The organism is Reyranella sp., from assembly GCF_965227665.1.
GTDB lineage: Bacteria > Pseudomonadota > Alphaproteobacteria > Reyranellales > Reyranellaceae > Reyranella.
On sequence record NZ_OZ245767.1, the window covers coordinates 2,068,043 to 2,093,488 of the forward strand.

Below are 25,446 nucleotides of genomic sequence, written 5' to 3' on the forward strand. Positions count from 1 at the left end.
GTTCTACGCCGTCGCGGCCGAAATGGCTACTTGACGAGGGTGACCGGCACCTTCGAGTGGGCAATCACGTCCTGGGCCACCGAACCCAGCAGCACGCCGGTGAGGCCGGTATGGCCGCGCGTGCCCATCACGACCAGGCCCGCGCCCACCTTGCGGGCGAAGTCCGCAACGATCTCGCCCTGGCGGCCGACCCCGACATGCGTCTTGGGCGTCACCGAGGCGGTCTGGGCCAGCGCCACCGCCGAGGCGAGGGCCTTTTCGCCCTCTTCCCGGTGGTACGAATCGATCTGCTCGCGCGACACGAAGCTAGAGACGGCGCCGCCGACGCTCGGCTGCACGTTCAGCAGGTGCAGCTCGGCCGCGCAGCCGGTGGCGATCATGTCGAGCGCATGCTGGACCGCGCGATCGGAGGTCTCCGAACCGTCGACCGCCACGAGGATGGCACTGATCTTGTGCATGGTCGCTACTCCTTGCCCTTGGTTGCCGCGAGATCCACCGGATCGTGTTCCTTGTGTTTCTGCTTGGCGCGGTGCTGCAGGAAGTATCCCACGGCCACGACCAGCACCGCACAGCCGATCTCGAGGATCGTCTTGGCATGCGGCGTGAGGGCGGTGAGCTTGGCGGCATAGCCCGGATCGGTGGCCAGCACCTCGCCCGCGATCCATCCCAGCAGCGCGCCGCCGGCGATCACGATCACCGGGAAGCGGTTCAGCAGGGCCATGATCAAGGTGGCGCCGAACACGATCAGCGGGATCGAGATGATGAGGCCGAGCACCATCAGCGTCGTGTCGCCCTTGGCGGCGGCGGCGATGGCGATGGCATTGTCGAGGCTCATCACGGCGTCGGCGATGATGATGGTGCGGATGGCGGACCCCAGCGAGCTGGCCGCCTTGACGCCGTCCTCGCCCTCTTCCTCGCCCTGGACCAGCTTGACGCCGATCCACAGCAGCAGGAGGCCGCCGCAGAGCTTGAGGAACGGGATCGACAACAGGTAGTCGACGATCAGGACGAACAGGATTCGCAGCAGGATGGCGCCGCCGCTGCCGATGATGATGGCCGGCCGCTGGTGCTTCTTCTCCAGATTCCGGCAGGCGAGCGCGATGACGAGGGCGTTGTCGCCCGACAGGATGATGTTGACCAGAATGATCTGGGTCAGGCCGCTCCAGAAAGCGGGCGTCAGCTCAAATCCCATTTTTCAGCGGTCCCCGTACCATATTATCCCGCGCGCCCTGTATCCCCGTGGCGCGCGCTTCTAAGCTCCGGCCGAAGGTGTTAGTGCAGCCCTCCCGTAGGGGCAAGCCAAACCGGACAGGATCCAGGGACGAAATCGCATGGCGGGCAGTGCTGGTTACAACAGGATGTTCCCCGTCTCGTGGACGGAATTGCATCGCGACGCCCGGGCCTTGGCCTGGCGCCTGGCCGACCTCGGCCCCTTCAAGGGCCTGGTCGCGATCACCCGCGGCGGTCTCGTTCCGGCCGCCATCATTGCGCGCGAACTGAATCTTCGCCTGATCGACACGGTCTGCTGCTCGACCTACGACCGGATGGAGCGCGGGGCCAAGGTCGAGCTGCTGAAGGGCACCTCGGCCGAGCAGGACAAGGGCGCCGGCTGGCTGATCGTCGACGATCTGGTCGACACCGGCGTCACCGCCCGCGCGGTCCGCACCATGCTCCCCGAGGCCCATTTCGCCACGGTCTATGCGAAACCCGCCGGGCGACCGGTGGTCGACAGCTACGTCACCGAGGTCAGCCAGGACACCTGGATCCTGTTCCCCTGGGACCAGGAGGCCGTCATGGCCAAGACCATCATCGAACTGAAGGGCGACGCCAAATGAAGTGCTACGTCATCCCCGCCCCCAAGGGCATCGACTCGCTCACCCTGGCCGAACGGCCGGACCCGACGCCGGGACCGCGGCAGGTGCTGGTGCGGGTGATGGCGACGTCGCTGAACTACCGCGATCTGCTCACCATCGAGGCGCAGTATGCGCGGTCGGCGCCCAAGCCCGACCTGATCCCGCTGTCGGACGGCGCGGGCGAGGTCGTCGCGGTCGGTCCCGGGGTCAGCCGGGTCAAGGTCGGCGACCGGGTCGCGGGCTGCTTCATGCAGCGCTGGTTCGGCGGCGCCATCAGCGAGAGCGCCACGCCCTCCGCCATGGGTGGCGCGATCGACGGCATGCTGACCGAGCTCGCGGTGCTGGAAGAGGAAGGCGTCGTGAAGCTGCCAGCGCATCTCAGCTACGAGGAAGGCGCCACCCTCCCCTGCGCCGCCGTCACGGCGTGGAACGCCCTGGTCGAGATCGGCCACATCAAGGCGGGCGACGTGGTGCAGATCCAGGGCACCGGCGGCGTCTCGATCTTCGCGCTGCAGTTCGCGAAAATGTTCGGCGCCCGCGTCATCGGCACGTCCAGCTCCGCCGCCAAGGCCGAACGGCTGAAGCAGATGGGGGCCGAGGCGGTGATCGACTACAAGGCGACGCCCGACTGGGACCAGGAAGCGTTGAAGCTGACCGGCGGCCGCGGCGCCGACATCACGGTCGAGGTCGGCGGCGCCGGCACGCTGCCGCGCTCCTTCATGGCCACGCGCCTCGGCGGCTCGATCGCGGTGATCGGGCTGCTGACGGGCATGGCGACGCTCGATCCCATGCCGATCCTGCGCCGCAACCTCAAGGTCCAGGGCCTCTATGTCGGCAGCACGCAGATGTTCGAGGCGATGAACCGCGCCATCGAGGCGAACGGGCTGAAGCCCGTGATCGACAAGGTGTTCCCGTTCGCCGAGGCCCAGGCCGCCTACCGGCACCTCAAGAGCCAGAAGCATTTCGGCAAGATCGTCATTTCACACGCCTAGGAAGCAGATCTCATGATCAAGCGTCGTCTGTTCAGCGCCGGCCTGCTGGCCGCGCCCTTCGCCCAGTCTGTTTTCTCTGGGCCCGCCTTTGCCCAGAACGCACAATCGGCCTGGCAACCGTCCGGCCCCATCAAGATGGTCGTGGCCTATCCGGCCGGCGGCCCGACCGACGTGATCGCGCGCATCGTCGCCGCCGACATCTCCGGGCCGCTCGGCCAGCAGGTCGTGGTCGAGAACATCTCGGGCGGCGCCGGGGCGATCGGCACGCGCGCCGTCGCCAAGGCCAAGCCGGACGGACTGACGATCACGTTCGGCAACAACCAGACGCACGGCAACAACATGTTCATGCTGAAGGAGCCGGGCTACGACGCGGTGAAGGACTTCGCGCCGCTGGCCGGCGCCGGCGCCTTCGAGCATGTCTTCGTGGTGCGCAACGACCTGCCGGTGAGGAACATCCAGGAGCTGATCGCGCTGGCCAAGTCCAAGCCCGGCGAGCTGAACTACGGCTCCACCGGCATCGGCTCGGGCTCGCATCTGTCGACCGAACTGTTCATGGCCCGCACCGGCATCAAGATGACCCAGGTCCCCTATCGCGGCGCCCCGCCGCTGGTGCAGGACCTGGTCGGCGGCCGCATCGACATCTCCAACTCGACGCTGCCCAGCGTGCTGGCCCAGATCAAGGCCGGTACGATCCGCGCCATCGCCATCGGCAGCGCCAAGCGCAACCCGCAACTTCCCGACGTCCCGACGCTGGAGGAGCAGGGCGTGACCGGCGCCAATGCCTCGTCATGGGCCGCCTTCTTCGCGCCGGCAGCGACGCCGCAGCCGGCGCTCGACCGGCTGTCGGGCGAGATCATGAAGAGCCTGAAGAAGCCGGAGGTCGTCGAGAAGATCGACAAGCTCGGCTTCACCGTCGAGCCGCGCGACCCGGCGCAGTTCAAGCCGTACCAGGAGCAGGAGATCGCGACCTGGGTGAAGATCGCCAAGGATGCCGGGATCGAGCCGGGAGAATAGGCAGCGCCATGAAGAACCTCTGGTCCGACGACGACGCCCAGCACGCCATCGCAAGCCACGCCGCCAAGGGCATCGGCGAGGACCTGGCCCTGCGCGTCTACACGACTCGCCTGCTGGGCGGCGAGCCGAAGCTGGTGCTGCACGGCGGCGGCAACACCTCGGTGAAGACGCGCATGGCCGACGTCACCGGCCAGGCGCTCGACGTGCTCTGCGTCAAGGGCAGCGGCTGGGACATGGGCACGATCGAGGCGCCGGGCCTGCCGGCCGTCCGCCTCGCGCCGCTGCGCGAACTGGAAGGACTGCAGGCGCTCAGCGACGAGGACATGGTGAACGTCCAGCGCGCCAACCTGCTCGACAGCAAGGCGCCCAACCCGTCGGTCGAGACGCTGCTGCACGCTTTCCTGCCGCACAAGTTCATCGACCATACGCATTCCAACGCGGTGCTGGCGCTGACCGACCAGCCCGACGGCGCGGAGCTGGCTGCCGATCTCTACGGCAAGCGCGCGGCGCTGGTCCCCTACGTCATGCCGGGCTTTGCGCTCGCCAAAAAGACCGCCGAAATCGCGCGCGCGAATCCTGACGTCGAGGGGCTGATCCTGCTGAAGCACGGCATCTTCTCGATGGGCGCCACCGCGGAAGAAGCCTATGTCCGCATGATCGATCTCGTGACCATGGCCGAGCAGCGTCTCGCCAAGGCCACGCGCAAGATCTTCCCGGGCGCCACCCTGCCGGCAAAGCCTGCGACGGCCGCCGAGATCGCGCCGATCCTGCGCGGCCTGTTCTCGCTGCCGGCGAAGAGCGGCGGCCGCGAAGCCGCCCAACGCTTCGTCTTCGAGTTCCGCAGCTCGCCCGAGATCCTGGCCTATGTGAACGGCAGGGAGATCGCGCGCTACAGCCAGCAGGGTCCGGTGACTCCCGACCATGCGATCCGCACCAAGAACGTGGCCTTCGTCGCGCCGGCTCCGGAAGCCGGCAAGCTCGATACGTTCAAGAGCGAGACGAAAGCCGCGCTCGAGAAATTCGCGGCCGACTATCACGCCTATTTCTCGCGCTACAACGGCAAGCAGATCACGGCGAAGAAGGAGCTCGATCCGATTCCGCGCGTGGCGCTGGTCCCCGGCGTCGGCCTGTTCGGCATCGGCAACACGTCGAAGGACGCCAAGATCGCGGCCGATCTCGCCGAGACGACGGTGGCGGTGATCGCCGATGCCGAGCGGCTGGGCACCTACGAGTGCATTCCCGAGCCCGACATCTTCGACATCGAATACTGGTCGCTCGAGCAGGCCAAGCTCAGCGCCGCGGCCGAGAAGCCGCTGGCGCGGCGCATCGTGGTTGTGACCGGCGGGGCCTCGGGGATCGGGGCCGCGACCGCGGCCGCCTTCGCGCGCGAGGGCGCGGAGGTCGCGGTGCTCGATCGGGACATTTCCAAGGTGAAGGGCTTCGGCGTCGCCTGCGACGTCACCGATCCGCAATCGGTACGCGCCGCGTTCGACACGGTCGCGGCGACTTTCGGCGGCGTCGACATCGTGGTGTCCAATGCGGGCGCGGCCTGGCAGGGCCGCATCGGCGACGTCGACGAGGCCGTGCTGCGTAAAAGCTTCGAACTCAATTTCTGGGCCCACCAGAGCGTGGCGCAGAACGCCGTTCGCATCATGCGCACCCAGGGGCTCGGCGGCTGCCTGCTGTTCAACACCTCCAAGCAGGCGGTCAATCCGGGACCGGACTTCGGGCCCTATGGGCTGCCCAAGGCCGCGACCCTGTTCCTGATGCGCCAGTACGCGCTCGACCATGGCGCCGACGGTATCCGCGCCAACGCCGTGAATGCCGACCGCATCCGCACGGGTCTCCTGACGGACGAGATGATCGCCCAGCGGTCCAAGGCGCGCGGTCTCAGCGAGGCCGACTATATGGGCGGCAACCTGCTGGGCCTCGAAGTGACGGCCGACGACGTGGCGCAGGCCTTCGTTTCGCTGGCCAAGGCGGCGAAGACGACGGGCGCTGTCACGACCGTGGACGGTGGTAATATCGCGGCCGCCCTGCGCTAGGGTTCCTCACCCAAGGGAGGTCCTGTTGCCGATCGAGACGCGTCCGCTCCAGCCGCTGCAGCCCCATTTCGCCGCCGAGATGACCGGCATCGATGCGACGCGGCCGCTGACGCCGGCCGATGTCGCGGCGATCGAGGCCGGCATGGACAAGTATGCCGTGCTCGTCCTGCCCGGCCAGGACATGACCGACGAGCAGCAGCTCGACTTCACGCGCAACTTCGGCCCGCTGCAGGTAGCCGCCAACACGGGCATGACCGCGGCGGACATGCGCCTGCACGATGCCTTCGCCGACGTCTCCAACCTCGACAAGGAGAACAGGAAGCTGGAGCGCGACGACCGCCGGCGCATGGCCGCCCTCGGCAACCGGCTGTGGCATTCGGATGCCACCTTCCGCGTCGTGCCGGCGCGCTACTCTCTGCTGAGCGGCCGTATCGTGACGCGCGACGGCGGCAACACCGAGTTCGCCGACATGCGCGCCGCCTACGACGCGCTCGACGACGCCACCAAGGCCGAGATCGAGGACCTGGTCTGCGAGCACTCGCTGATCTACTCGCGCGGCCAGCTGGGCTTCACCAACTTCACCGACGAGGAACGCCACCGCATGAAGCCGGTGCTGCACAAGCTGGTGCGCACCCATCCGGTGACGGGTCGAAAATCCCTGCTGCTCTCGGCTCATATCGGCGCCATCGTCGGCTGGCCGCGGCCCGAGGCGATGGCCTTCATCCGCGACCTGATGGAACATGCGACGCAGCCCGAGTTCGTCTACGTCCATCGCTGGACGAAGCATGACTTCGTGATCTGGGACAACCGCACCACCATGCACCGCGTCCGCCGCTTCGACGACCTCAACATCGTTCGCGACCTGCGCCGTACCACGACCATGAGCGAAGGCCCGACGGTGGCGCAGCAGGGGACACAACATGAAGATCAAGCTCGGTAGCCTTTCAATCCTCGTGGCGCTGTGTGCCGTATCGTTCGCCGCACAGCCCGCCGTCGCCAAGGACGTGCGTTTTCCGGCGACCGGCAATCCGGCCTTCTCCTTGCGCATACCCGACGACTGGACGACCGAGGAAGGCGACGACGACAGTCTCCTCGTGGCCAGCGGCGATCACAGTATGGCCTTCACCCTGATGCTGGAGACGGGCGACGCGCCGTGGGACGATGACACCATCGACGAAATCGCCACAGTGGCGCTCAAGGTCGCCAAGGCGGCCCCGCCGAAACGCAAGGACGCCGTTTCGATATCGGGATGTCCGGGCTTTTCCTATCCTTCGGCGGCGACGAACGATGCCGGCGACGTTGTGAGACTGACGCTGTACATCTTACGGATCGACAAGACGCGCCTCGCGTTGTTCAGCCGGATCGAAGCTGCGGACAATTCGCCGGCGCAGCGGAAAATCGCCGAAGCCGTGCTTGGGAGCATGAAGATCAGTCCGCCACGCTGAGTGCCTTCAGCGCCCCTCGAACTCCGTATCCTTCTTGGGGATCAGGTCGTAGGGCAGCGCGAAGCCCGGCAGCGCCTTGATCCGCTCGCGCCAGGCGGCGAGGTTTGGACGGCTGTCGATCGACAGGCCGCCTTCGTGGGCGAAGACCATGCGGCCCCAGCAGCCGATGTCGGCGATCGAGCAGGCATCGCCCACCAGCCATTCGCGGCCCGCCAGCGACCTGTCCGCGAAGTCCAACGCCGCCTCGGCGCCGGGCCGGAAGAAGTTCACGATGTCCTGCGGCACGTCAGGGCGGAAACGCGCGAAGTGGCGGACGCGCGCGACGTTGGTGATGGCGTCGTTCTCCCACGACAGCCACTCGCGCGCCTGCCAGCGATGCTGCTCGGTCTTGGGTTCGAACTGACCGGTGGTGCGCGCGAGATAGTCGAGGATCACGTTCGACATCACCAGCGTGAGACCGCGATGCCGGAGCACCGGTACCTGGCCGTAGCGGTTGAGGGCGAGGTGTGCGGCTTCCTTCTGCACGCCGTTCTTCAGATTGACCGTGCGGAACGAGAACGGCAGGCCCGAGAGCGCCAGGAAGAGCATAGGCTTGTAGCTCGAACTCGACGTGAAACTGCCGTGCAGAACGAGGCGCTCGTCGCTCATGGTCTCTCCTGTGGCGTTGGCCCGAGGCAATTCGTACTCTCCCCCGTCCTCGGAGGAAACGAACATGACAGCGCTGAAGCGCCGGCAGGTCGGGAAAACGAAACTGGAAGTCACCGAGATCGGTCTTGGCGGCGCGCCGATGGGTGGCTTTCGCGCCTCCATCTCCGATGCGGAGGCGGTGCAGCTCACCAACGACGGCTACGAGTCCGGCATCCGCTACTTCGACACCTCGCCCTTCTACGGCTATGGCCGCAGCGAGCTGCGCATGGGCGCGGCGCTGCGCGAAAAGCCGCGCGACAGCTACGTGCTCTCGACCAAGATCGGCCGAATCCTGCATGTGCGGAAGCCGGGTGAAGTGCTGCCCAGGGATTTTCGCGAGAACGGCCTGCCGGGCTTCGTGCCCCAGTTCGACTACACCTATGACGGCGTGATGCGTTCGCTGGAGCATTCGCACTTCCGGCTCGGCCTCGACAGGATCGACATCGCGCTGGTCCATGACGTGGACTTCTGGACGATCAAGGATCGCGCGATCCTCGACGAGCGCTTCAAGACGGTGATGGACTCCGGCTTCCGTGCGCTCGACGAGCTGCGCAAGGCCGGAATCATTTCCGCGATCGGCGTCGGCATCAACGAGAGCGACACCAGCACGCGCTTCATCAAGGCCGGCGACTTCGACTGCATGCTGCTGGCCGGCCGCTACACGTTGCTCGAACAGGGTGCGCTGGAGGAGTTCCTGCCGGAATGCACCAGGCGCGGCGTCTCGGTTATCCTGGGCGGGCCGTACAATTCCGGCATCCTCACCGGCAACGTGAAGGCCGGCGCGACGCACGACTATGTTGCCGCCCCGCAGCATCTGGTCGAGAAGGCGCAGAAGATCGAGGCGGTGTGCCAGCGGCATGGCGTGCCGCTCGGCGCCGCAGCGATGCAGTTCCCGCTGTTCCACCCCGCCTTCTGCTCCGTCATTCCCGGCGCACTCAGCGTCGCGGAGGTGAAGCAGAACGTGGCCTACATGAACGTGAAGATTCCGGTCGAGCTGTGGAGCGAGCTCAAGCAGGCGAAGCTGCTCGACGCCGCGGCACCGACCCCGAACTGAGGAAGCTCGAATGAAGATCGTCGACGCGCAGATCCATATCTGGTCGCAGACCGTCACGCCGCCCTCGGGCCTGCATCGCAAGGTCGAGAGCTTCACGGCCGAGCAGGCGCTGAAGGAGATGGACGAGGCCGGCGTCGCTGCCGCGCTGATCCATCCGCCCTACAGCTGGGATCCGACCTCCAACCAGTTGGCCCTCGATGCGGCGCGGAAATATCCCGACCGCTTCGCCGTGATGGGCCAGTTCCCGCTGGAGGACCCCGAGAGCCGCAACCGCATCAAGGGCTGGCGCGACCAGCCCGGCATGATGGGCCTGCGCTGGGCGCTGCTGCAGCCGGCCGAGCAGAAGTGGCTGAACGACGGGCTGCTCGACTGGGTGTGGCCGGCCGCCGAGAAGGAAGGCATTCCGGTCGCGACGATGGGCGGCATCTTCCCCGACAAGTTCCGCGAGATCGCCGAGAAGCACCCGAACCTCAAGATGATCGTCGACCATTGCGGCCTGAACCGTCACGGCCAGGACGAGGAGGCCTTCATCCATCTCGACAAGCTGGTAGCGCTGGCCAAGCTGCCCAACGTCGCAGTGAAGGCCACCGGCGCGCCGCATTATTCGACCAAGGGCTACCCGTTCCGGAACATCCAGGACGGTCTGCACCGCATCTTCGATGCCTTCGGTCCCAAGCGCTTCTTCTGGGGCACCGACATCACCCGCATGCAATGCACCTACCGCCAGTGCGTGACCTTCTTCACCGAGGAACTCCCCTGGCTGAAGGGACGCGACCTCGAGGACGTGATGGGCCGCGGCCTCTGCGAATGGATCGACTGGAAGCTGAAGTTCGACTGAGCGGATCGCCATCGCATTGAGGAATCGACATGAGTACTCCGCGAAAGAAGCTCACGACTGAAACGGAGGGCTGCGAGCAGCGGTCAATCGCCTACGATGTGCCTTTTGAGCAACCGCGCGTTCATGTGATGGAGGCCTATGAGCGCAGCCATGCAAAGTACGCCGATCTCTACAGAAAGCTGGCTCAGTAAGGTCGCCCATGCGCCCGGAATGCATAGTTCCACCAACGACTCCGTCGTCTCGACCGGAGCCGAGCGCAGCGAGGCGAAGTGGAGAGACCTTGTCTCGACCAATTGCCGGCATTTAGTGGAGCCAAGGTCTCTCCACTTCGCGCCTGCGGCGCTCCGGTCGAGACGACGGGAATGCTACTTCAGCGGCAGGATCTGCCCGCGGATCTCGCCGTCGGGGTACTTTTCGGTCAGGACGTTGACGTACCAGAGGCCGGCCAGCACTTCCTTGGCCTGCTGCTCGGTAAGCGTGACGCCGTCATTCACGGTCGAGCGGTCGGCGTAGAAGGGCACGTCGATGGGAACGACCTGCACAGCATTCTGGTTCGCCGCCGCGGGTCCGTAGAGCCCCACCTGGCGGACCGGGCCGCTCAGGCGCACCAGGTTGATCCTGTATTCAAGCACCTTGGTCGACGGCCGGTACGTGGCGGCGAAATAGCCCTCGCCCCTGCTGTCGGTCGCCGGCACCTCGCGCGCGCCGCTCAGGTCCGCGCGCAGGTCGGTCTTCGGCAGGTTGGGCTCGCCCATGTTGAACGAGCAGCCCGAGGCGGCCAGCAGGAGGCCGAATGAGAGGACGAGGCGGCGGGTCGAGCGATGCATACTGTTTAGTCTACGTCGCCAGTCCGCCCCGCGTCCCCGCTCCCCGTCACGCTTTGTGATGCACCGGGCCCTGGCCATAGACCGGCGTCGGCAGACCCTCCAGCCGCGCCTTGAGCTGCAGCGACAGGAAGATCGAATAGAGCCGCGACTGCATCAGGTTGCCGCCGTGGAACCAAAGGTTCTCCTGCGCCGTCGGCTTCCACATGTTGCGCAGCTCGCCTTCCCAGGGGCCGGGATCCTTGGCCGTGTCGGAGCCGAGGCCCCAGCACTTGCCGACCTTGTCGGCGACCTCGGGCGAGATCAGCTGGGCGGCCCATTGGTTCATCGAGCCGTAGCCGGTGGCGTAGACCACGAGGTCGGCCTTCAGTTCGCTGCCGTCGTTCAGCATGACCGAATCCTCGGTCATGCGCTCGATTTCGACGCCGGACTTGAGCTTGATGCGGCCATCGGCGATCAGCTCCGAGGCGCCGACATCGATGTAGTAGCCGGAGCCGCGACGCAGATACATCGGACCGATGCCGGTATTGTCCTCGCCGAAGGTCAGCTTGAAGCCCGCCTTCTCGAGCCGCGCGTAGAAATCCGCATCCTCGTGCCGGATCCGCTCCATTACCGGCTGCGCCACCGTCGGAAGGGCGCCGTAAGGCATCGAGGCCGTCGTGAGGTCGGCGATCTCGGTGGTGATGCCCGACGCCACCGCCTCCTCCGAATAGAGCGGCCGGTTGCGCGCCAGCGTATCGGCCCGCACCACGAGAGTCGGCGAGCGTTGCAGCAGCGTGACGTCGGCGCCGTGCTCCCAGAGGTCGGCGGCGATGTCGTGCGCGGAATTGTTCGAGCCCACCACGACGCAGGTCTTGCCGGCCCAGCCCTCGCCACCGCGATGATGGCTGGAATGATGCTGTGTGCCCTTGAAGAGCTCGGCACCGGGAAACTTCGGAATCTCCGGGAAGCCCGACATGCCGGTCGCGATGACGAGCTGCTTCGGCGTCAAGGTCACGTCCCGGCCGTCGCGTTCGACGACGACCGTCCACTCGCCCGTCTTCTCATCGAACGACGCGCCCTTGCACGTGGTCGACGACCAGTAATCGAGTTCCATGATCTTCGTGTAGGACTCGAGCCAGTCGCCCATCTTGTCCTTGGGCGTGTAGATCGGCCAGTGATCGGGGAACGGCAGGTACGGCAGATGGTCGTACCAGACCGGATCGTGCAGGCAGAGCGACTTGTAGCGATTGCGCCAGGCATCGCCCGGCCGCGGATTGCTGTCGACGATCAGGGTCGAGACGCCCAGCCGCTTCAGGCGGGCGCCGAGCGCGATGCCGCCCTGCCCGCCGCCGATCACCAGCACGTAGGGCTGGCGTTCGAAACCCAGCTCCTTCGCATCGGCCTTGCGGCGGTCGGTCCAGGTCACGCGATCCTTGAAGGCCCCGTGCTGCGTGCCGTTCTCGCGCGACGGCCCCCTCTTCTCCTCGAAGCCCTTCAGCTCCATCAGCGCGGTGAAGAAGGTCCAGGCCTTGCCGTCCTTCAGGCGGACATGCCCGGTGCCGCGGCCCTGCGCGGTTTCGAAGGTGAACCAGCCCGGCCGGCCCGAGAGTTGGAAGGACTCGGGCTTCACATCGCTGAGCCGCGCTTTGAGCATGTCAGCAATCGCAGAGCGGCTCTCGAGCGTCACGATGTTCCAAGTGAAGGCGACGAGGTCGCGCCAGTAGCATTCGTCGTCGAACATCGCCGTCGCAGCTTCGATGTCGGATCTCTTCAACGCGGACGCAAACTCGGTAAGCCACTCGGTTTCGGTCATTGTCATCCCATTGCGACGGACAGGCAGGCGGCGCACTCTAGAAGAAGGACGACTCCAGAGGAATGGGCGCCCGGGAGGAACCAACGATGAAATACGACGTGATTTCCGCGGATGGGCATATCGACCTGATCTGGCTGCCGCCGGATCTCTTCACCAGCAACGCACCCGCATCGATGAAGGCACGCATGCCGCATGTCGTCGACGGGCCCAAGGGACCGGAATGGACCAGCGCCAACGGCGCCAAGTTCGGACTGGTCAACGGCATGGGCTCCGCCGGACGCGAATACGTGCCGGGCATCATCCACCGCTCCGACCGCATGGCCTCGACCGGTCTTTATGACGACGGCAAGAAAGGCATCCGCCGCCTGACCGAGGTCGACCATCGCCTCAACGACCAGGACCGCGACGGCGTGCAGGCCGAGGTGCTGTACGGCGTGCTGGGATCGAGCGGCCGGCTGAACGACCCGGAAGCCGCGATCGTGATGCTGCGCATCTACAACGACTGGCTCCACGATTTCTGCCAGCAGGCGCCCGATCGTCTGGTCGGCCTGGCCAACATTCCGAACTACGACATGGAAGAATCGGTCGCTGAGGCGATGCGGTGTGCGAAGCGCGGCGTGAAGGGGCTCGACATCGCCAACCGTCCCGACATGACGCCGCTCTGGGATCCGTTCTGGGAGCCACTGTGGAAGTTCGGCCACGAGACCGGTATCCCGCTGCACTTCCACACGATCGGCGGCCGCTCGCCCGACGTCACGAAGTTCACGCCCGAAATCCAGCGCCGCATCTTCGCCGTGCACATCACCGGCTTCCAGATGCACATGAGCACCATGCTGATGGGGCTGATCTATTCCGGCGCACCGGCGCGCTATCCCAACCTCAAGATCGTGATCGGCGAGGCGGGCCTCGGCTGGATCCCCTATGTGCTGCAGCACATGGACCTCGAATGGGAGGACCAGTTCCAGGACCTCGACCTCAAGATGAAGCCCTCGGAGTACTGGCACCGGCAGTTCTACGCCACCTACCAGACCGATCCGGTCGGCATCGAGCTGCTGCGCCATCTCGGCGAGGACAATGTCATGTGGGGCTCGGACTATCCGCATCCCGACGGCATCTGGCCGGACAGCCAGGAGTTCCTGGCCCGGGAACTGACCGGCGTCACGCCCGAGGTGAAGCGCAAGATCGTGCGCGACAATGCGATGAAGCTCTACGGGCTCGCGCACTGACATGGGTCGGGAGGGCGGAGGGGCGCGCACCGCCCTCCTGATCGTCTTCGCGATGCTGGCCTTCGCCGGCAACTCGCTGCTTTGTCGTGTGGCGCTGCGCGACACGTCGATCGACGCGGCGACGTTCACCTCGATCCGGCTCGCTTCGGGCGCGCTGCTTCTCGCCGTCCTCCTTCGCGCGCGGGGCAAGCGGCCGACGGCGGCGGGCAGCTGGCCGATGGCCGCCATGCTGTTCGCCTACGCGGTCTGCTTCTCGTTCGCCTATCGCGACCTCACCGCCGCGACCGGCGCGCTGCTGCTGTTCGGCGCGGTGCAGCTCACCATGACCGGCTATGGATTGCTCGCCGGAGAGCGGCTCAAGGGCCTCCGCCTGGTCGGTGTGTTGATCGCCATCGCAGGCCTCGTCTGGCTGCTGCTGCCCGGCCTCTCGGCGCCACCGCCGCTGGCGGCGGGGCTGATGCTGGCGGCCGGGCTCGCCTGGGGCATCTATTCCCTGCTGGGACGCGGCGCGGGCGATGCCACCGCGGCGACCGGCGGGAATTTCATACGCGCCGTCCCCTTCGCAGCGATCCTCAGCCTGGCGGCCGCGACGGGGACCAGCCCCGACCAGACCGGCCTGATCTACGCGGTCCTCTCGGGCGCGGTGACGTCCGGGCTGGGCTATGTGCTGTGGTACGCGGCGCTGCCCGCGCTCACCGCCACCTCGGCCGCCACAATACAGCTTTGCGTTCCGGCCATTGCCGCGCTGGGCGGCGCGGTGCTACTCGCCGAGCCGATCACCGCGCGGCTGCTGCTGGCGTCGGCGGCCATTCTGGGCGGCATCGCGCTCACCATTCGCACGAAGAGCTGAAGCAAGGGGACACATGTTCGAGGTTGCCGATCGTCTGAAGAACGTGAAGGTGTCGGCCTCGGCCGCGATGACCCGCAAGGTGCGCGACCTGCGCGCCCAGGGGGTCAAGATCGTGGGCCTGTCCTCGGGCGAACCCGACTTCCCGACCCCGTCCCACGCCATCGAGGCCGCGCACCAGGCGGCGCTGGCGGGCGACACCAAGTACCCGCCGCAGGATGGCGTGAGGTCGCTCAAGGAAGCGATCCAGCGCAAGTTCAAACGCGACAACCATCTCGACTATGCGCTGGACGAGATCATGGTCTCCAACGGCAGCAAGCAGATCATGTACGACGCGCTGATGGCCAGCGTGAACCCGGGCGACGAGGTCATCATCCCCGCCCCCGGCTGGATCTCCTACGCCGACCAGGCGGTGATCGCCGGCGCGAAGCCGGTGTCGGTCTCCTGCCCCGAGAACAACCAGTTCAAGCTGCGCGCCGCCGATCTCGACGCCGCCATCACCGCGAAGACCAAATGGGTGGTGCTGAACTTCCCCAACAACCCGACGGGCGCCGTGTGCTCGCCGGCCGAGATACGCCAGATCTGCGACGTGCTCCTGAAGCACAGACACGTGCTGGTGATGGCCGACGACGTCTATGAGCACCTGGTCTACGGCGACGCCGTATTCAGCACGGTGGCCGAGGTCGAGCCGGCGCTCAAGGACCGCACCCTGACGGTCAACGGCGCCTCCAAGGCCTATGCGATGACCGGCTGGCGGGTCGGCTTCGCCGGCGGTCCGCGCGCGATGATTGCGGCCATGACCAACATGCAGGGCCAGATCGGCTCCGGGATCTCGACGATCGGCCAGGCCGCCGCCGCCGCCGCATTGAACGGCCCGCAGGATCTCCTGAAGGAGCGGGCCGCCGACTACCAGAAGCGCCGCGACGAAGTCGTGACGATGCTCCGCGCCGCGAAGGGCGTCACCTGTCACCTGCCCGAGGGCGCCTTCTACGTGTTCCCCAACATCGCGGGCTGTATCGGCAAGACGACGAAGGGCGGGACGCGGATCGCCAACGACACCGACTTCGTCACCGCGCTGCTCGAGGAAAAGCATGTCGCCACGGTGCAGGGTGCCGCCTACGGCATGAGCCCCTACTTCCGGATTTCCTATGCCACCGACATGGCGAGCCTGCGCGAGGGCTGCACGCGCATCCAGGAGTTCTGCGCCGAACTCAGCTGAGCGATCTGTCGCTCATGGCCTTCCGAGCGCCACTGGAGTGGCGCGCTCCGAGGAAAGACCGCGACTATAACGCGTTGATTTCCTGGACCTTGGCGGCGAGACCAAGCTTGCGGTTGCAAAGCGGCCAGTGCCAGGTCTCGCCCTGCTCGAACATCACCCAGGAGGTGAGAGCGGCGGCCTTCTCGTAATCCTGCGCCGCCTCGATCGCCTCGCGGGTCGTCAGCACCGTACCGTCGCGGCGCTGCTGCAGGGTGATGTAGGTGCGCGGCGTGTACTGGAAGCGGCCGTGATAGGAACCGCGTCCGCCGCTGATGCGATTCGAGTGCGGGCCCCAGCTTCCGCTCTCGCAGACCGCGAGCGACTGCACGACCTCGTCCTTGCGCGACTGGACGTACTGCTCGTGCTCCGTGGGGCCTTGCGGCACGGCGGCTGCCGGCGGCGGCTTCTTGGCGCATCCCGGCCCGACGCAGAGCGCGGCGAGCAGGATCGGCAGGAGGGTTGGCTGAAAAGCGTTCACGACCCGACATTGTTCACACGAGTTTATCCCCAGGGTAAACCCCGGCCGCCGGCAGGCCTGGCAGGTCCCGCCGCCGCACTACAGGCGCGGACTAGCCCGGTCCGGTGTCGACAAAATGGCGGCCGGCCAGGCTTTGACGGCTTCGGCGACCGCGAAAGACACGATCGGCGCGCCTCGCGGCCTGGCGGGCCCGCGAGTCCTTTCGTGTTTCAATTGTAACGGCGGAGCCGAGAATCAGCCCTTCGCGGCCGGATGCGTCCCGATCCAGTGCCGTGCGATCTCCTCGCGGGTGGCGACCCAGACCTTGGGTTTCGATGCCACGTAATCCAGGAAGCGTGCCAGCGTGGCGGCCCGGCTCGGCCGTCCGGCGAGGCGGCAATGCAGACCGATCGACATCATCTTCGGCACGTGCGCGCCCTCGGCATAGAGCACGTCGAAACTGTCCTTCATCGCCTGCAGCCAGCCATCGCCCGCCGTGAAGCCCGGTGCCACCCCGAACTTCATGTCGTTCACTTCGAGCGTGTAGGGAATGATCAGGTGCGGCTCGGCGCCGACCTTCACCCAGTAGGGAAGGTCGTCGGCATAGGAATCGCTCGAATAGAGGAAGCCGCCATGCTTGATGACGGCTTCGAGCGTGTGCAGGCCGAAGCGGCCGGTGTACCAGCCGACCGGCGCGCGGCCGGCGGTCTGCTCGATCACCTTCACCGCCTTCCGCATATGGTCGAGCTCCTGCTCGAGCGTGAAGTCCTTGTAGTTGATCCAGCGCCAGCCGTGGCTCGCGACCTCGTGGCCCGCTTCGGCCATCGCCTTGCCGGCGGCGGGATTGAGCTCCAGCGCGCGGCCGACCGCCCACGAAGTGAAGCGCATGTTGCGCTCCTGGAAGAGCCGCAGGATGCGCCAGAATCCGGCGCGGCTGCCATACTCGTACATCGATTCGGTCGAGAGATCGCGGCCGCCCTCGATCGGCGTGCCGCCCGGCGTTTCGGTCAGGAAGACCTCGGAAGCGGCATCACCGTTCAGGATCGTATTCTCCCCGCCCTCCTCGTAGTTCAGCACGAAACTCACCGCGATGCGGGCATCCCCCGGCCACTGCGCATGCGGCGGGTTGGGGCCATAGCCGATCAGGTTGCGGTCGAGATGGTTGTGCATGAGGCCCCCGGATACGCCAGATTGAAGCCCGACTATGGCGCGGCTATAGCTCGCGCGACAAGCTTGAGGAGGCGAAATGGGCGCAGCCGACGCGATCCGGGAAGACCGTCTGTGGCAGCGGCACGCCGACATGGCGAAGCTGGGCGGCACGCCGAAGGGCGGCGTGAACCGGCAGGCGCTGTCGGCCGAAGACGCGGCGTCGCGCAACCTGCTGGGCTCCTGGGCCAGGGCGCGCGGCTTCGCGGTCTCGACCGATGCGATCGGCAATCTCTTCGTGCGCCGCGAGGGCGCGGACCCGTCCGCACCGCCGGTCATGAGCGGCTCGCACATGGACAGCCAGCCGACCGGCGGCCGCTTCGACGGCATGTACGGCGTGCTGGCGGCCTTCGAGGCGCTGGAAGCGCTGGAGGATGCCGGCGTGACGACTCGCCGCCCGGTCGTCGCCGTCGCCTGGACCAACGAGGAGGGCTCGCGCTTCCAGCCCGGCGCCATGGGCTCGGCGGTGTTCGCCGGCCACTACGACCTCGACGAGATGCTGCAGGCGAAGGACTGGAAGGGCGTCGTGCTGAAGGACGCGCTCGCCGAGACCTTGAAGAACGCCCCGGCCCCGCTGCTCGACGGCCGGCCCGGCTTCGCGCTCGACGGCTACGTCGAGGCCCATATCGAGCAGGGCCCGCGGCTGGAGAACGAGAACAAGACGATCGGCGTCGTGACCGCCATCCAGGGCAGCCGCCGATACATCGTCACCACGCATGGCGAGGAAGCGCATGCCGGCACCACGCCGCGCGCCGCCCGCAAGGATGCCTTCGCCGCGGCGCTCCGCATGGCCCAGGCTATGTACGAGGCCACGACCGATGCCGACGACACGTTGCGCTTCACCATCGGCCGCGTCGAGGTGGCGCCGGGCTCGCCCAACACGGTGCCGGGCCAGACCACCTTCACCATCGACATGCGCCACCCCGACGATGCGGTGCTGGAGGCGCACGAGAAGAAGTTGAAGGAGATCGTGGCGGCGAAGGCGGCGCCCTGCTCGGCCGGCATCGAACGCGTGACCGCCGTGCCGCCCACCAACTTCGATCCGATGGTGGTCGACCTGGTGCGCGCCAAGACGAACGAGCTGCAACTCTCCAACATGGACATGCCGTCGGGCGCCGGTCACGACGCCATGCACATCGCCCATCTCTGCCCCGCCGGCATGATCTTCGTTCCCTGCGAGCGCGGCATCAGCCACAACGAAATCGAGAATGCCACCCCGCAGGACCTTGCCGCCGGCGCCCGCGTCCTGGTCGAGGTGCTGGTCGAACTGGCCAACCGCTGAACCCATCCATCGCCGACGCACGATTTGTCGCCACACGCACGTTGTTGAAGAAAGATACCGCGCCATGTCCAAGAAGATGCAGTCCGAACTCGTAGCGATCCTGTCCGACCTGATCGCGCTGCCGAGCCCCTACCCGCCCGGCACCTCGGTCGAGATCTGCGCCTATACGGCCAAGCGCCTGAAGAAGGCGGGCTACAAGGTCGAGATCGCGACCCACAAGAAGGGCGTCGACAATGTCGTGGCGCGGATGAAGGGCAAGCAGAAAGGCCCCGTGATCGCCTTCAACGCCCATGTCGACACGGTGGGCGTCGGCGAGCGCACCAACTGGAAGAGCGATCCCTACAAGGCGCTGGTCAAGGGCGGCCTCGTCTACGGGCTCGGCGCCGGCAACTGCAAGGGCAGCATGGCCGTGCAAATCTGGATCGCCGAGGAGATTGCGCGCCGCGGCGGCCCGGCCTCGGGCGAGCTGATCTTCACCTTCGTGGCCGACGAGGAGAATCTCGGGCCCGAGGGCATGGAGTACCTGCGCAAGAGCGGCAAGGTGCGGCCCGACGCGCTGATCCTGGGCGCGCAGACCGAGAACAACCTGATCGTGGCCGAGCGCGGCGTGATGTGGGCGCGCCTCACCACCAAGGGCCGCGCCGCCCATGCCGGCAACCCGGCGGCCGGCGACAATGCCATCATGCGCATGATGCGCCTCGTGGGCGCGCTCAGCTCCTATTACGACAAGGCGCTGGCGGATCGCGTCTCGGGCGCGATGAAGTCGACGGTGAACATCGGCATGTTCCATGGTGGCCACAACACCAACGTCGTGCCGTCGGCCTGCACCGTCGAGATCGACCGCCGCCTGCTGCCCAACGAGAAGGTGAAGGACGCCTTCAAGGAGCTGAAGAAGGTGGTCGACGGCGTCGGCGAGCCGAAGTCGATGTATGGCGTGGAGTTCCTGACCGGCACCAACGGCTTCTTCGCGCCCGAGAACGGCGCGGCCGTCGGCGCCTTCGAGGCCGCGGTGAAGGCGCACAGCCGGCGCAAGGTGAAGTTCCTCAACGCCACCGGCGTGAGCGACGGCCGCTACTACGCCGACGACGGCATCGAGATCATCAACTTCGGCCCCGGCTCCGGCGCGCAGGGCCATGCCGCCAACGAGAGCGTGCCGATCGCCGAGATGGTCGACGCCGCCCACATCCAGCTCGACGTGGTGAAGCGGCTGCTGGGCTGATCGCGGCCTGTGCTTTGCACCCTGCCGCCGCGCATGGCACGCTGGCGGCAGGGAGAAAAACCATGCCGTTCTATGAAAAAGGCGACGTCCGTATTCACTACGAAGAGGCGGGCTCGGGTCTGCCGCTGCTGATCATTCCGGGCGGCGGCCTGAACTCGACGATCGGCGGTCTCGACAAAACGCATCCGTTCAGCGCGCTGAAGGAATTCAGCGACCGTTTCCGCTGCGTCGTCGCCGACCTGCGCAACGCCAATGGCGGCCAGTCGACCGGTCCGCTCGACATCGAGCGCACCTGGGATTCCTTCACCGATGACCATGTCGGACTGATGGACCATCTCGGCGCCGACCGGTTCATGGTGCTGGGTTATTGTATCGGCCAGCCGATGATCTGGAACCTGATCAAGCGGGTCGGCGACCGCGTGATCGCCGCCGTGCTGACGCAACCGTCGGGCTTCCGGCCCGAGCTGCCCAACCAGTTCTACGACAACAACATGAAGGGCTGGGGCCCCGACTTCGTGGCCAGGCGCCCCGACGTCACGATGGACCAGGTGAGCCAGTTCCTCACCAACATGTACACGAAGAAATCCGACTTCGTGTTCACCGTGCCGCGCGAGTTCGTGAAGGCCTGCAGGACGCCGATCCTGGTCGCGCCCGACGACAGCCCGCCGCATCCCTACGAGGTCGCGATGGAAGTGGCGATGCTGGCGCCCAATTCGCAGGTGACGCTCTATCCGTGGAAGGACACGCCGGAGCGCGTCCCTCTGGCGGTGCGCCACATCAGGATGTTCCTGGAGGCGCACCGGCCCTGAGGGGCCGATCGTCAGCCTGGCCGTGTGTCGACGATCAGGCCGACGATCCGCCGGACGACCGGCATGACGGCAAGGAGAACGGGAAACGCGACCAGCCAGGACAGGCCCCAGGCGCTCATCCAGGTCGACACGAAGCCGGGCGACAGCCCGGCACTTCGCGCGGTCGAGATGCCCGACACGACGAAGGTCATGATGAGCGACAGGACGAGGGGCAGAACGATCGCAGCGTAGCGCGCCGGCAGACGGCGCAATCCAATATATGCAAGCAAGACAGTATCTCACGCAGGGTCGAGGCCACGGCAGACGAGGCCTGCGACGGTTGACTGCGTTGCCTTACGTGAGACGCTTACGATCTTCGTTCGAAGACGAGCCTTTCCTACCGCAGTTGCGAGTCCTTCGCAATAGCAATGTTGCCGAATGGCCCGCAAAACCGGCAATGCCCCGACCAACAAACGAAATAATCGAAACAAACGAAACAATCGAAGCCGGAGTCGCACCCCTAAATCCGGTACCAGGGTACCGCGTACGGATCGATAGTGCGCTCCGGCTCCTGCGGGAAGGCCTTTCTCAACGGCCCCTAGACGGCGCGCGCCACCCCCGGCAGCCGGCGCAGCAGGCTCGAGGCGGCCCAGCTCAACCCGAAGCCCAGCACCATGGCGAGCGCTCCCTTGGCCAGCGGCGAAAGCGGGGTCCACAAAAGGAACAACTGCAGCCACAGCACGATCGGCCAATGAACGAGATAGATACCGTAGGCATTGGCGCTGAGGCTGTTTCCGATGGGGCCCGGCGTGCGGGAGAACCGGACGACGAACGCCAGTAGCGCAAACGCCGTGATCGTCGAGAACAGCACCAGCATCACGCCATCGACCCACGCGGGCACCTGCCGTCCGTCGAGCGCGAAGAACGGAGCCGTTGCGATCATGGCCAAGAGAGGCCACCTCACCCACTGGCGTTCGAACGCGCGCGCCAGCCGCTCGGGGCCGATGACCGCGCCCGCGGCAAACGACAGGAAGTAGAGACCGATGCGGCTCGACTGGATGCCAAACGGACCGGCCGTCAGCCAATGCGACGTGCCGAAGGCGAGATGGAACGGCAGGTAGGCTGCGGCACTGGCCACGATGAAGAGCATCGGCCACGCGCCTGCAGGCAAGCGGTCGAGGAACAGGCCGGTACGGCGCGCCAATTCCCACACGCGGTCCTGCGCGAGCACCATCGCCAGCGCAGCGTCGAACACCAGCAGCGCGCCCACGAACCAGAGCGGCCCGCTCGGCCACGGTCCGACCGTCACCATGTGCTTCCAGAAGGTGGCGAGGCTTTCGCCACCCCCGCTCAACAGGTGGGCGGCGTAATAGGAAAGCGGCACGATCGTCACGATGCCCACGAGCAGCGGCACGCCCAGTCGCAATGCGCGGTCCATGAGATACTGGCGCAGTCCCTTGCGCGCGAGCGAGGGACGCACGAACAGGCCCGACAGCAGGAACATCAACGGCATGAAGAAGCCGTTGGTCCAGGTGACGATGACGTTGAATCCGGACCATTGCGCCATGTCCACGACCGGCGCGCTGCCGTTGGTGTAGGAGCCGCCGGAAACAGCCTGACCGCCGGCCATGTAACCCAGCGCGACATGCTGCAGAACGACGAGCGCGATCACAAACACACGCAGAGTGTCGAACGCCGGGAAACGCGTCGCCGGGTTCGCGATGCGGACAAGGGGAGCCTGGCGAAGGGATCGATGTCTGTCGTGGGAACGGACGAACGAATCGGTGGTGGCGACAGCGACGGACTTCACGAGCAACACGCCCCGGTTGATGTCGGACCCGCCGACAACGACGGGCCACCGGACGCGTTGCGCCTCCCCTCAAAGGGTCACAAGAATGCCCGCAATCGTTTCACAGTCGGTGCACTCGGAACGTCTTAAGCCGTCTTCTGCGCCGTGAGCCCGAGCTTCTCGATCGTCTGTTCGCGCATCACGAACTTCTGGATCTTGCCGGTGATGGTCATCGGGAATTCGGGCACGAACTCGATGTAGCGCGGGATCTTGTAGTGGGCGATCTGGCCCTGGCAGAAGGTGCGGATCTCCTCGTCGGTCGCGGTCTGGCCGGCGTGGAGCTTGATCCAGGCGCAGACCGCCTCGCCGTAGCGTGGGTCGGGCACGCCGATCACCTGCACGTCCTGCACCTTCGGGTGGCGATAGAGAAACTCTTCGATCTCGCGCGGATAGACGTTCTCGCCACCGCGGATGATCATGTCCTTGAGGCGGCCGACGATGTTGACGTAGCCCTGCTCGTCCATGGTCGCGAGGTCGCCGGTGCGCATCCAGCCGGCCTCGTCGACAGCCTCCTTGGTCTTGGCCTCGTCGTTCCAGTAGCCCTTCATCACCGAGTAGCCGCGGGTGCAGAACTCGCCGGTCTCGCCGCGCGGCACCACCCTGCCCTCGGTGTCGACGATCTTGATCTCGATGTGCGGCAGCACCTGGCCCACGGTCGAGACCCGGCGCTCGACCGGATCGTCGGTGGCGCATTGCGTCGACACGGGCGACGTCTCGGTCATGCCATAGGCGATGGTGACCTCGCCCATGTGCATGTGGCTCTGTACCTTCTTCATCACCTCGATGGGGCACGGCGAGCCGGCCATGATGCCAGTGCGCAGGCTCTTGAGGTCGAACTTCGCGAAGTCGGGATGGTCGAGCTGGGCGATGAACATGGTGGGCACGCCATAGAGCGCCGTGCAGCGCTCCTCGGCGACGGCCTGCAGGGTCGCCAGCGGATCGAACGCCTCGGACGGATAGACCATCGTCGAGCCGTGCGTCAGGCAGCCGAGATTGCCCATCACCATGCCGAAGCAGTGATAGAGCGGCACGGGAATGCACAGCCGGTCCTCGGGCGTGAGCTTCAGCCCCTCGCCCACGAAGTAGCCGTTGTTCAGGATATTGTGGTGGCTGAGCGTGGCGCCCTTGGGGAACCCCGTGGTGCCCGAGGTGAACTGGATGTTGATCGCGTCGTCGAACTGCAGCCTGGGCGCCAGCTCGGCGATGCGTGCCTTCTCCGCGTTGCCGCCAGCCGTCGCGACATCGTCGAAGTTCAGCATGCCCGGCGTCTTCTCGGTCCCGAGGCGGATGACGTGCTTCAGGTGCGGCAGCTTCTTCGCCTTCACGAGATCCTCGACGATCTCGAGATAGTTCGAGGTCTTGAGCGCGGGCGCCAGGATCAGCGCTTTGCACTCGACCTTGTTCATCGCGTAGTCTAGCTCGGCGCGCCGGTAGGCCGGATTGACGTTGACCAGCACGAGCCCGGCCTTGGCGGTCGCGAACTGCGCCAGGGTCCATTCCGACGTGTTGGGCGACCAGATGCCGACCCGGTCGCCGCGCTCCAGCCCCAGGGTCAGCAGACCGGCGGCGAGATCGTCGACCCGGCGGCCGAGTTCGCCCCAGCTCCAGCGCACGTTCTGGTGGCGGACCACCAGCGCCTCGCGCTCGCGATGGGTCTCGACGGTGCGGTCGAAGAAGACGCCGATCGTCTCGCCGATCAGCTTCTTGTCCGAGACGCCGTGATCGTAGGAGATTTTGGGAGCGGCCTGAGCTTTGGTCATGCGTCGAGATTAGCGCGCCATGCCAGATTTGGAATCATGAAACTCCATTTCGTCACCGTCGACGTCTTCACCGACCGCCAGTTCGGGGGCAACCCGCTGGCCGTCATCACCGACGCACAGGGCCTGTCGGGCGAACGGATGCAGGCCATCGCGGCCGAGTTCAACCTGGCCGAGACGACCTTCGTGCTGCCGCCCAAGGACCCGGCCCATACCGCCGAGGTGCGCATTTTCACGCCCAAGGCCGAGATGCCCTTCGCCGGCCATCCCAATGTCGGCACCGCCTTCGTGCTGGCGCGCGCCGGCACAAGCTACGGCCGGCCGGTGTCGGGCGACCGGCTGGTCTTCGAGGAGAAAGCGGGCCTCGTGCCCATGGACATCGTGCGCGAGGCCGGTGCGGTCGTGGCCACCCGCCTCGCCGCCCCCGTGCCGCTCAGCTTCGGCGAGGAGATCGACCCGGCGCTGGTGGCGGAAGCCTGCTCGCTGAAGCCCGGCGAGCTGAAGCTCGACGTCCACCCGCCGCGCGTCGCTTCGTGCGGCGCGCCGTTATTGTTCGTCGAACTCAAGTCGCGCGAGGTGCTGAAGCGCGCTGCACCGCGTGCGGAAATCTTCGCCCGCGAGCTGCCGCGCGACCGCCTCGTCGGCATCCATCTCTATGTGCAGGCGAAGGACGGCGACATCGACGTCCACACTCGCATGTTCGCTCCCGAGCACGGCATCCCCGAGGATCCCGCAACCGGCGCCGCCAACGTCGCCCTGATCGGTGTGCTGGCGCATCACCGGCGCGAGGCCGACATCACGCTCACGAAGACCATCGGCCAGGGCTTCGACATGGGCCGCCCCAGCGTGCTGCAGGCCTGTGCGGAGAAGAAGGACGGCAAGGTCGTCGCGACCTATATCGGCGGCCGCTGCAAGCCGATGATGAGCGGCGTGATCGAGCTGGAGTAATCCTGTCGTCCTGAGCGCTGCGAAGGACCCAGCCGAACGACCATCGCACTCCTCTGCTGGCG

General features: G+C 66.5%; 25 protein-coding genes. 15 read left to right on the plus strand and 10 right to left on the minus strand.

Annotated features, from left to right (window positions below):
• Positions 1-26: 26 nt before the first annotated feature.
• Positions 27-458 (minus strand): universal stress protein, encoded by a 432-nt coding sequence (locus ACO07I_RS10015; RefSeq protein ID WP_422016827.1) that lies wholly within the window; start codon positions 456-458, stop codon positions 27-29.
• Positions 459-463: 5 nt separating this feature from the next.
• Positions 464-1,192, minus strand: a complete 729-nt coding sequence (locus ACO07I_RS10020; RefSeq protein WP_422016829.1) for a TerC family protein — start codon at positions 1,190-1,192, stop codon at positions 464-466.
• A gap of 139 nt (positions 1,193-1,331) precedes the next feature.
• On the opposite strand from ACO07I_RS10020, the gene gpt reads away from it, so the two are divergent.
• From gpt to ACO07I_RS10050, 6 genes are read left to right on the plus strand one after another with little or no spacing between them, the layout of a single operon-like run.
• A complete protein-coding gene (gene gpt, locus ACO07I_RS10025; RefSeq protein WP_298311752.1) occupies positions 1,332-1,835 on the plus strand; it encodes a xanthine phosphoribosyltransferase in 504 nt (167 codons plus the stop codon).
• Entirely contained in the window at positions 1,832-2,845 is a 1,014-nt protein-coding gene (locus ACO07I_RS10030; protein WP_422016832.1) for a zinc-dependent alcohol dehydrogenase family protein, read from the plus strand. Before gpt ends, ACO07I_RS10030 begins: the two co-directional genes overlap by 4 nt.
• Positions 2,846-2,857: 12 nt before the next feature.
• Positions 2,858-3,859, plus strand: coding sequence for a Bug family tripartite tricarboxylate transporter substrate binding protein (locus tag ACO07I_RS10035; protein WP_422016834.1), 1,002 nt, complete (start codon positions 2,858-2,860; stop codon positions 3,857-3,859).
• A gap of 8 nt (positions 3,860-3,867) precedes the next feature.
• A complete protein-coding gene (locus tag ACO07I_RS10040; RefSeq protein ID WP_422016836.1) occupies positions 3,868-5,904 on the plus strand; it encodes a bifunctional aldolase/short-chain dehydrogenase in 2,037 nt (678 codons plus the stop codon).
• Positions 5,905-5,929: 25 nt separating this feature from the next.
• Positions 5,930-6,844, plus strand: a complete 915-nt coding sequence (locus ACO07I_RS10045) for a TauD/TfdA dioxygenase family protein (protein WP_422016838.1) — start codon at positions 5,930-5,932, stop codon at positions 6,842-6,844.
• Positions 6,825-7,349, plus strand: a complete 525-nt coding sequence (locus ACO07I_RS10050; protein ID WP_422016840.1) for a hypothetical protein — start codon at positions 6,825-6,827, stop codon at positions 7,347-7,349. The genes ACO07I_RS10045 and ACO07I_RS10050 overlap by 20 nt, the downstream gene beginning before the upstream one ends.
• Before the next feature lie 6 nt (positions 7,350-7,355).
• Here the strand turns inward: ACO07I_RS10050 and ACO07I_RS10055 are convergent, their stop codons facing one another.
• Positions 7,356-7,997, minus strand: a complete 642-nt coding sequence (locus ACO07I_RS10055) for a glutathione S-transferase family protein (protein ID WP_422016842.1) — start codon at positions 7,995-7,997, stop codon at positions 7,356-7,358.
• Between the two features lie 64 nt (positions 7,998-8,061).
• Between ACO07I_RS10055 and ACO07I_RS10060 the strand changes: the two genes are divergently transcribed.
• Positions 8,062-9,090, plus strand: a complete 1,029-nt coding sequence (locus ACO07I_RS10060) for an aldo/keto reductase (protein WP_422016844.1) — start codon at positions 8,062-8,064, stop codon at positions 9,088-9,090.
• A 10-nt stretch (positions 9,091-9,100) separates the two neighbouring features.
• On the plus strand, positions 9,101-9,928 hold the full coding sequence (locus ACO07I_RS10065; RefSeq protein WP_422016846.1) for an amidohydrolase family protein: 828 nt from the start codon (positions 9,101-9,103) through the stop codon (positions 9,926-9,928).
• 365 nt (positions 9,929-10,293) lie between these two features.
• On the opposite strand, the gene ACO07I_RS10070 is transcribed toward ACO07I_RS10065, so the two are convergent.
• Positions 10,294-10,755 (minus strand): CHRD domain-containing protein, encoded by a 462-nt coding sequence (locus ACO07I_RS10070; protein WP_422016848.1) that lies wholly within the window; start codon positions 10,753-10,755, stop codon positions 10,294-10,296.
• A gap of 46 nt (positions 10,756-10,801) precedes the next feature.
• The gene (locus ACO07I_RS10075) at positions 10,802-12,547 is read right to left on the minus strand and encodes an FAD-dependent oxidoreductase (protein ID WP_422016850.1); all 1,746 of its coding nucleotides are present in this window, start codon (positions 12,545-12,547) and stop codon (positions 10,802-10,804) included.
• Between the two features lie 86 nt (positions 12,548-12,633).
• Between ACO07I_RS10075 and ACO07I_RS10080 the strand changes: the two genes are divergently transcribed.
• From ACO07I_RS10080 to ACO07I_RS10090, 3 genes are read left to right on the plus strand one after another with little or no spacing between them, the layout of a single operon-like run.
• Positions 12,634-13,773 (plus strand): amidohydrolase family protein, encoded by a 1,140-nt coding sequence (locus tag ACO07I_RS10080; protein ID WP_422016852.1) that lies wholly within the window; start codon positions 12,634-12,636, stop codon positions 13,771-13,773.
• A gap of 1 nt (position 13,774) precedes the next feature.
• Positions 13,775-14,623: a DMT family transporter gene (locus ACO07I_RS10085; protein WP_422016854.1), complete on the plus strand. Its 849-nt coding sequence runs from the start codon at positions 13,775-13,777 to the stop codon at positions 14,621-14,623.
• A 13-nt stretch (positions 14,624-14,636) separates the two neighbouring features.
• The gene (locus ACO07I_RS10090; RefSeq protein WP_422016856.1) at positions 14,637-15,839 is read left to right on the plus strand and encodes a pyridoxal phosphate-dependent aminotransferase; all 1,203 of its coding nucleotides are present in this window, start codon (positions 14,637-14,639) and stop codon (positions 15,837-15,839) included.
• 64 nt (positions 15,840-15,903) lie between these two features.
• Here the strand turns inward: ACO07I_RS10090 and ACO07I_RS10095 are convergent, their stop codons facing one another.
• A complete protein-coding gene (locus ACO07I_RS10095; RefSeq protein WP_422016858.1) occupies positions 15,904-16,356 on the minus strand; it encodes a hypothetical protein in 453 nt (150 codons plus the stop codon).
• Positions 16,357-16,590: 234 nt separating this feature from the next.
• On the minus strand, positions 16,591-17,505 hold the full coding sequence (gene puuE / locus ACO07I_RS10100) for an allantoinase PuuE (RefSeq protein WP_422016860.1): 915 nt from the start codon (positions 17,503-17,505) through the stop codon (positions 16,591-16,593).
• A gap of 76 nt (positions 17,506-17,581) precedes the next feature.
• Here puuE and ACO07I_RS10105 point away from each other — a divergent pair, with 76 nt between their 5' ends.
• The 3 genes from ACO07I_RS10105 (at position 17,582) to ACO07I_RS10115 (ending at position 20,851) form a co-directional block, all read left to right on the plus strand.
• Positions 17,582-18,823, plus strand: coding sequence for a Zn-dependent hydrolase (locus ACO07I_RS10105; protein WP_422016862.1), 1,242 nt, complete (start codon positions 17,582-17,584; stop codon positions 18,821-18,823).
• A 64-nt stretch (positions 18,824-18,887) separates the two neighbouring features.
• Positions 18,888-20,042, plus strand: a complete 1,155-nt coding sequence (locus ACO07I_RS10110) for a M20 family metallopeptidase (RefSeq protein WP_422016864.1) — start codon at positions 18,888-18,890, stop codon at positions 20,040-20,042.
• Between the two features lie 62 nt (positions 20,043-20,104).
• On the plus strand, positions 20,105-20,851 hold the full coding sequence (locus ACO07I_RS10115) for an alpha/beta fold hydrolase (RefSeq protein ID WP_422016866.1): 747 nt from the start codon (positions 20,105-20,107) through the stop codon (positions 20,849-20,851).
• Between the two features lie 11 nt (positions 20,852-20,862).
• Here ACO07I_RS10115 and ACO07I_RS10120 read toward each other — a convergent pair whose 3' ends face one another.
• The 3 genes from ACO07I_RS10120 to ACO07I_RS10130 form a co-directional block, all read right to left on the minus strand.
• Entirely contained in the window at positions 20,863-21,120 is a 258-nt protein-coding gene (locus tag ACO07I_RS10120; protein WP_422016868.1) for a DUF2798 domain-containing protein, read from the minus strand.
• Positions 21,121-21,428: 308 nt separating this feature from the next.
• On the minus strand, positions 21,429-22,649 hold the full coding sequence (locus ACO07I_RS10125; protein WP_422016870.1) for an acyltransferase family protein: 1,221 nt from the start codon (positions 22,647-22,649) through the stop codon (positions 21,429-21,431).
• A gap of 116 nt (positions 22,650-22,765) precedes the next feature.
• Positions 22,766-24,439, minus strand: coding sequence for an AMP-binding protein (locus ACO07I_RS10130; protein WP_422016872.1), 1,674 nt, complete (start codon positions 24,437-24,439; stop codon positions 22,766-22,768).
• A 36-nt stretch (positions 24,440-24,475) separates the two neighbouring features.
• Here ACO07I_RS10130 and ACO07I_RS10135 point away from each other — a divergent pair, with 36 nt between their 5' ends.
• Positions 24,476-25,384 (plus strand): PhzF family phenazine biosynthesis protein, encoded by a 909-nt coding sequence (locus ACO07I_RS10135; protein ID WP_422016874.1) that lies wholly within the window; start codon positions 24,476-24,478, stop codon positions 25,382-25,384.
• Positions 25,385-25,446: the final 62 nt, after the last annotated feature.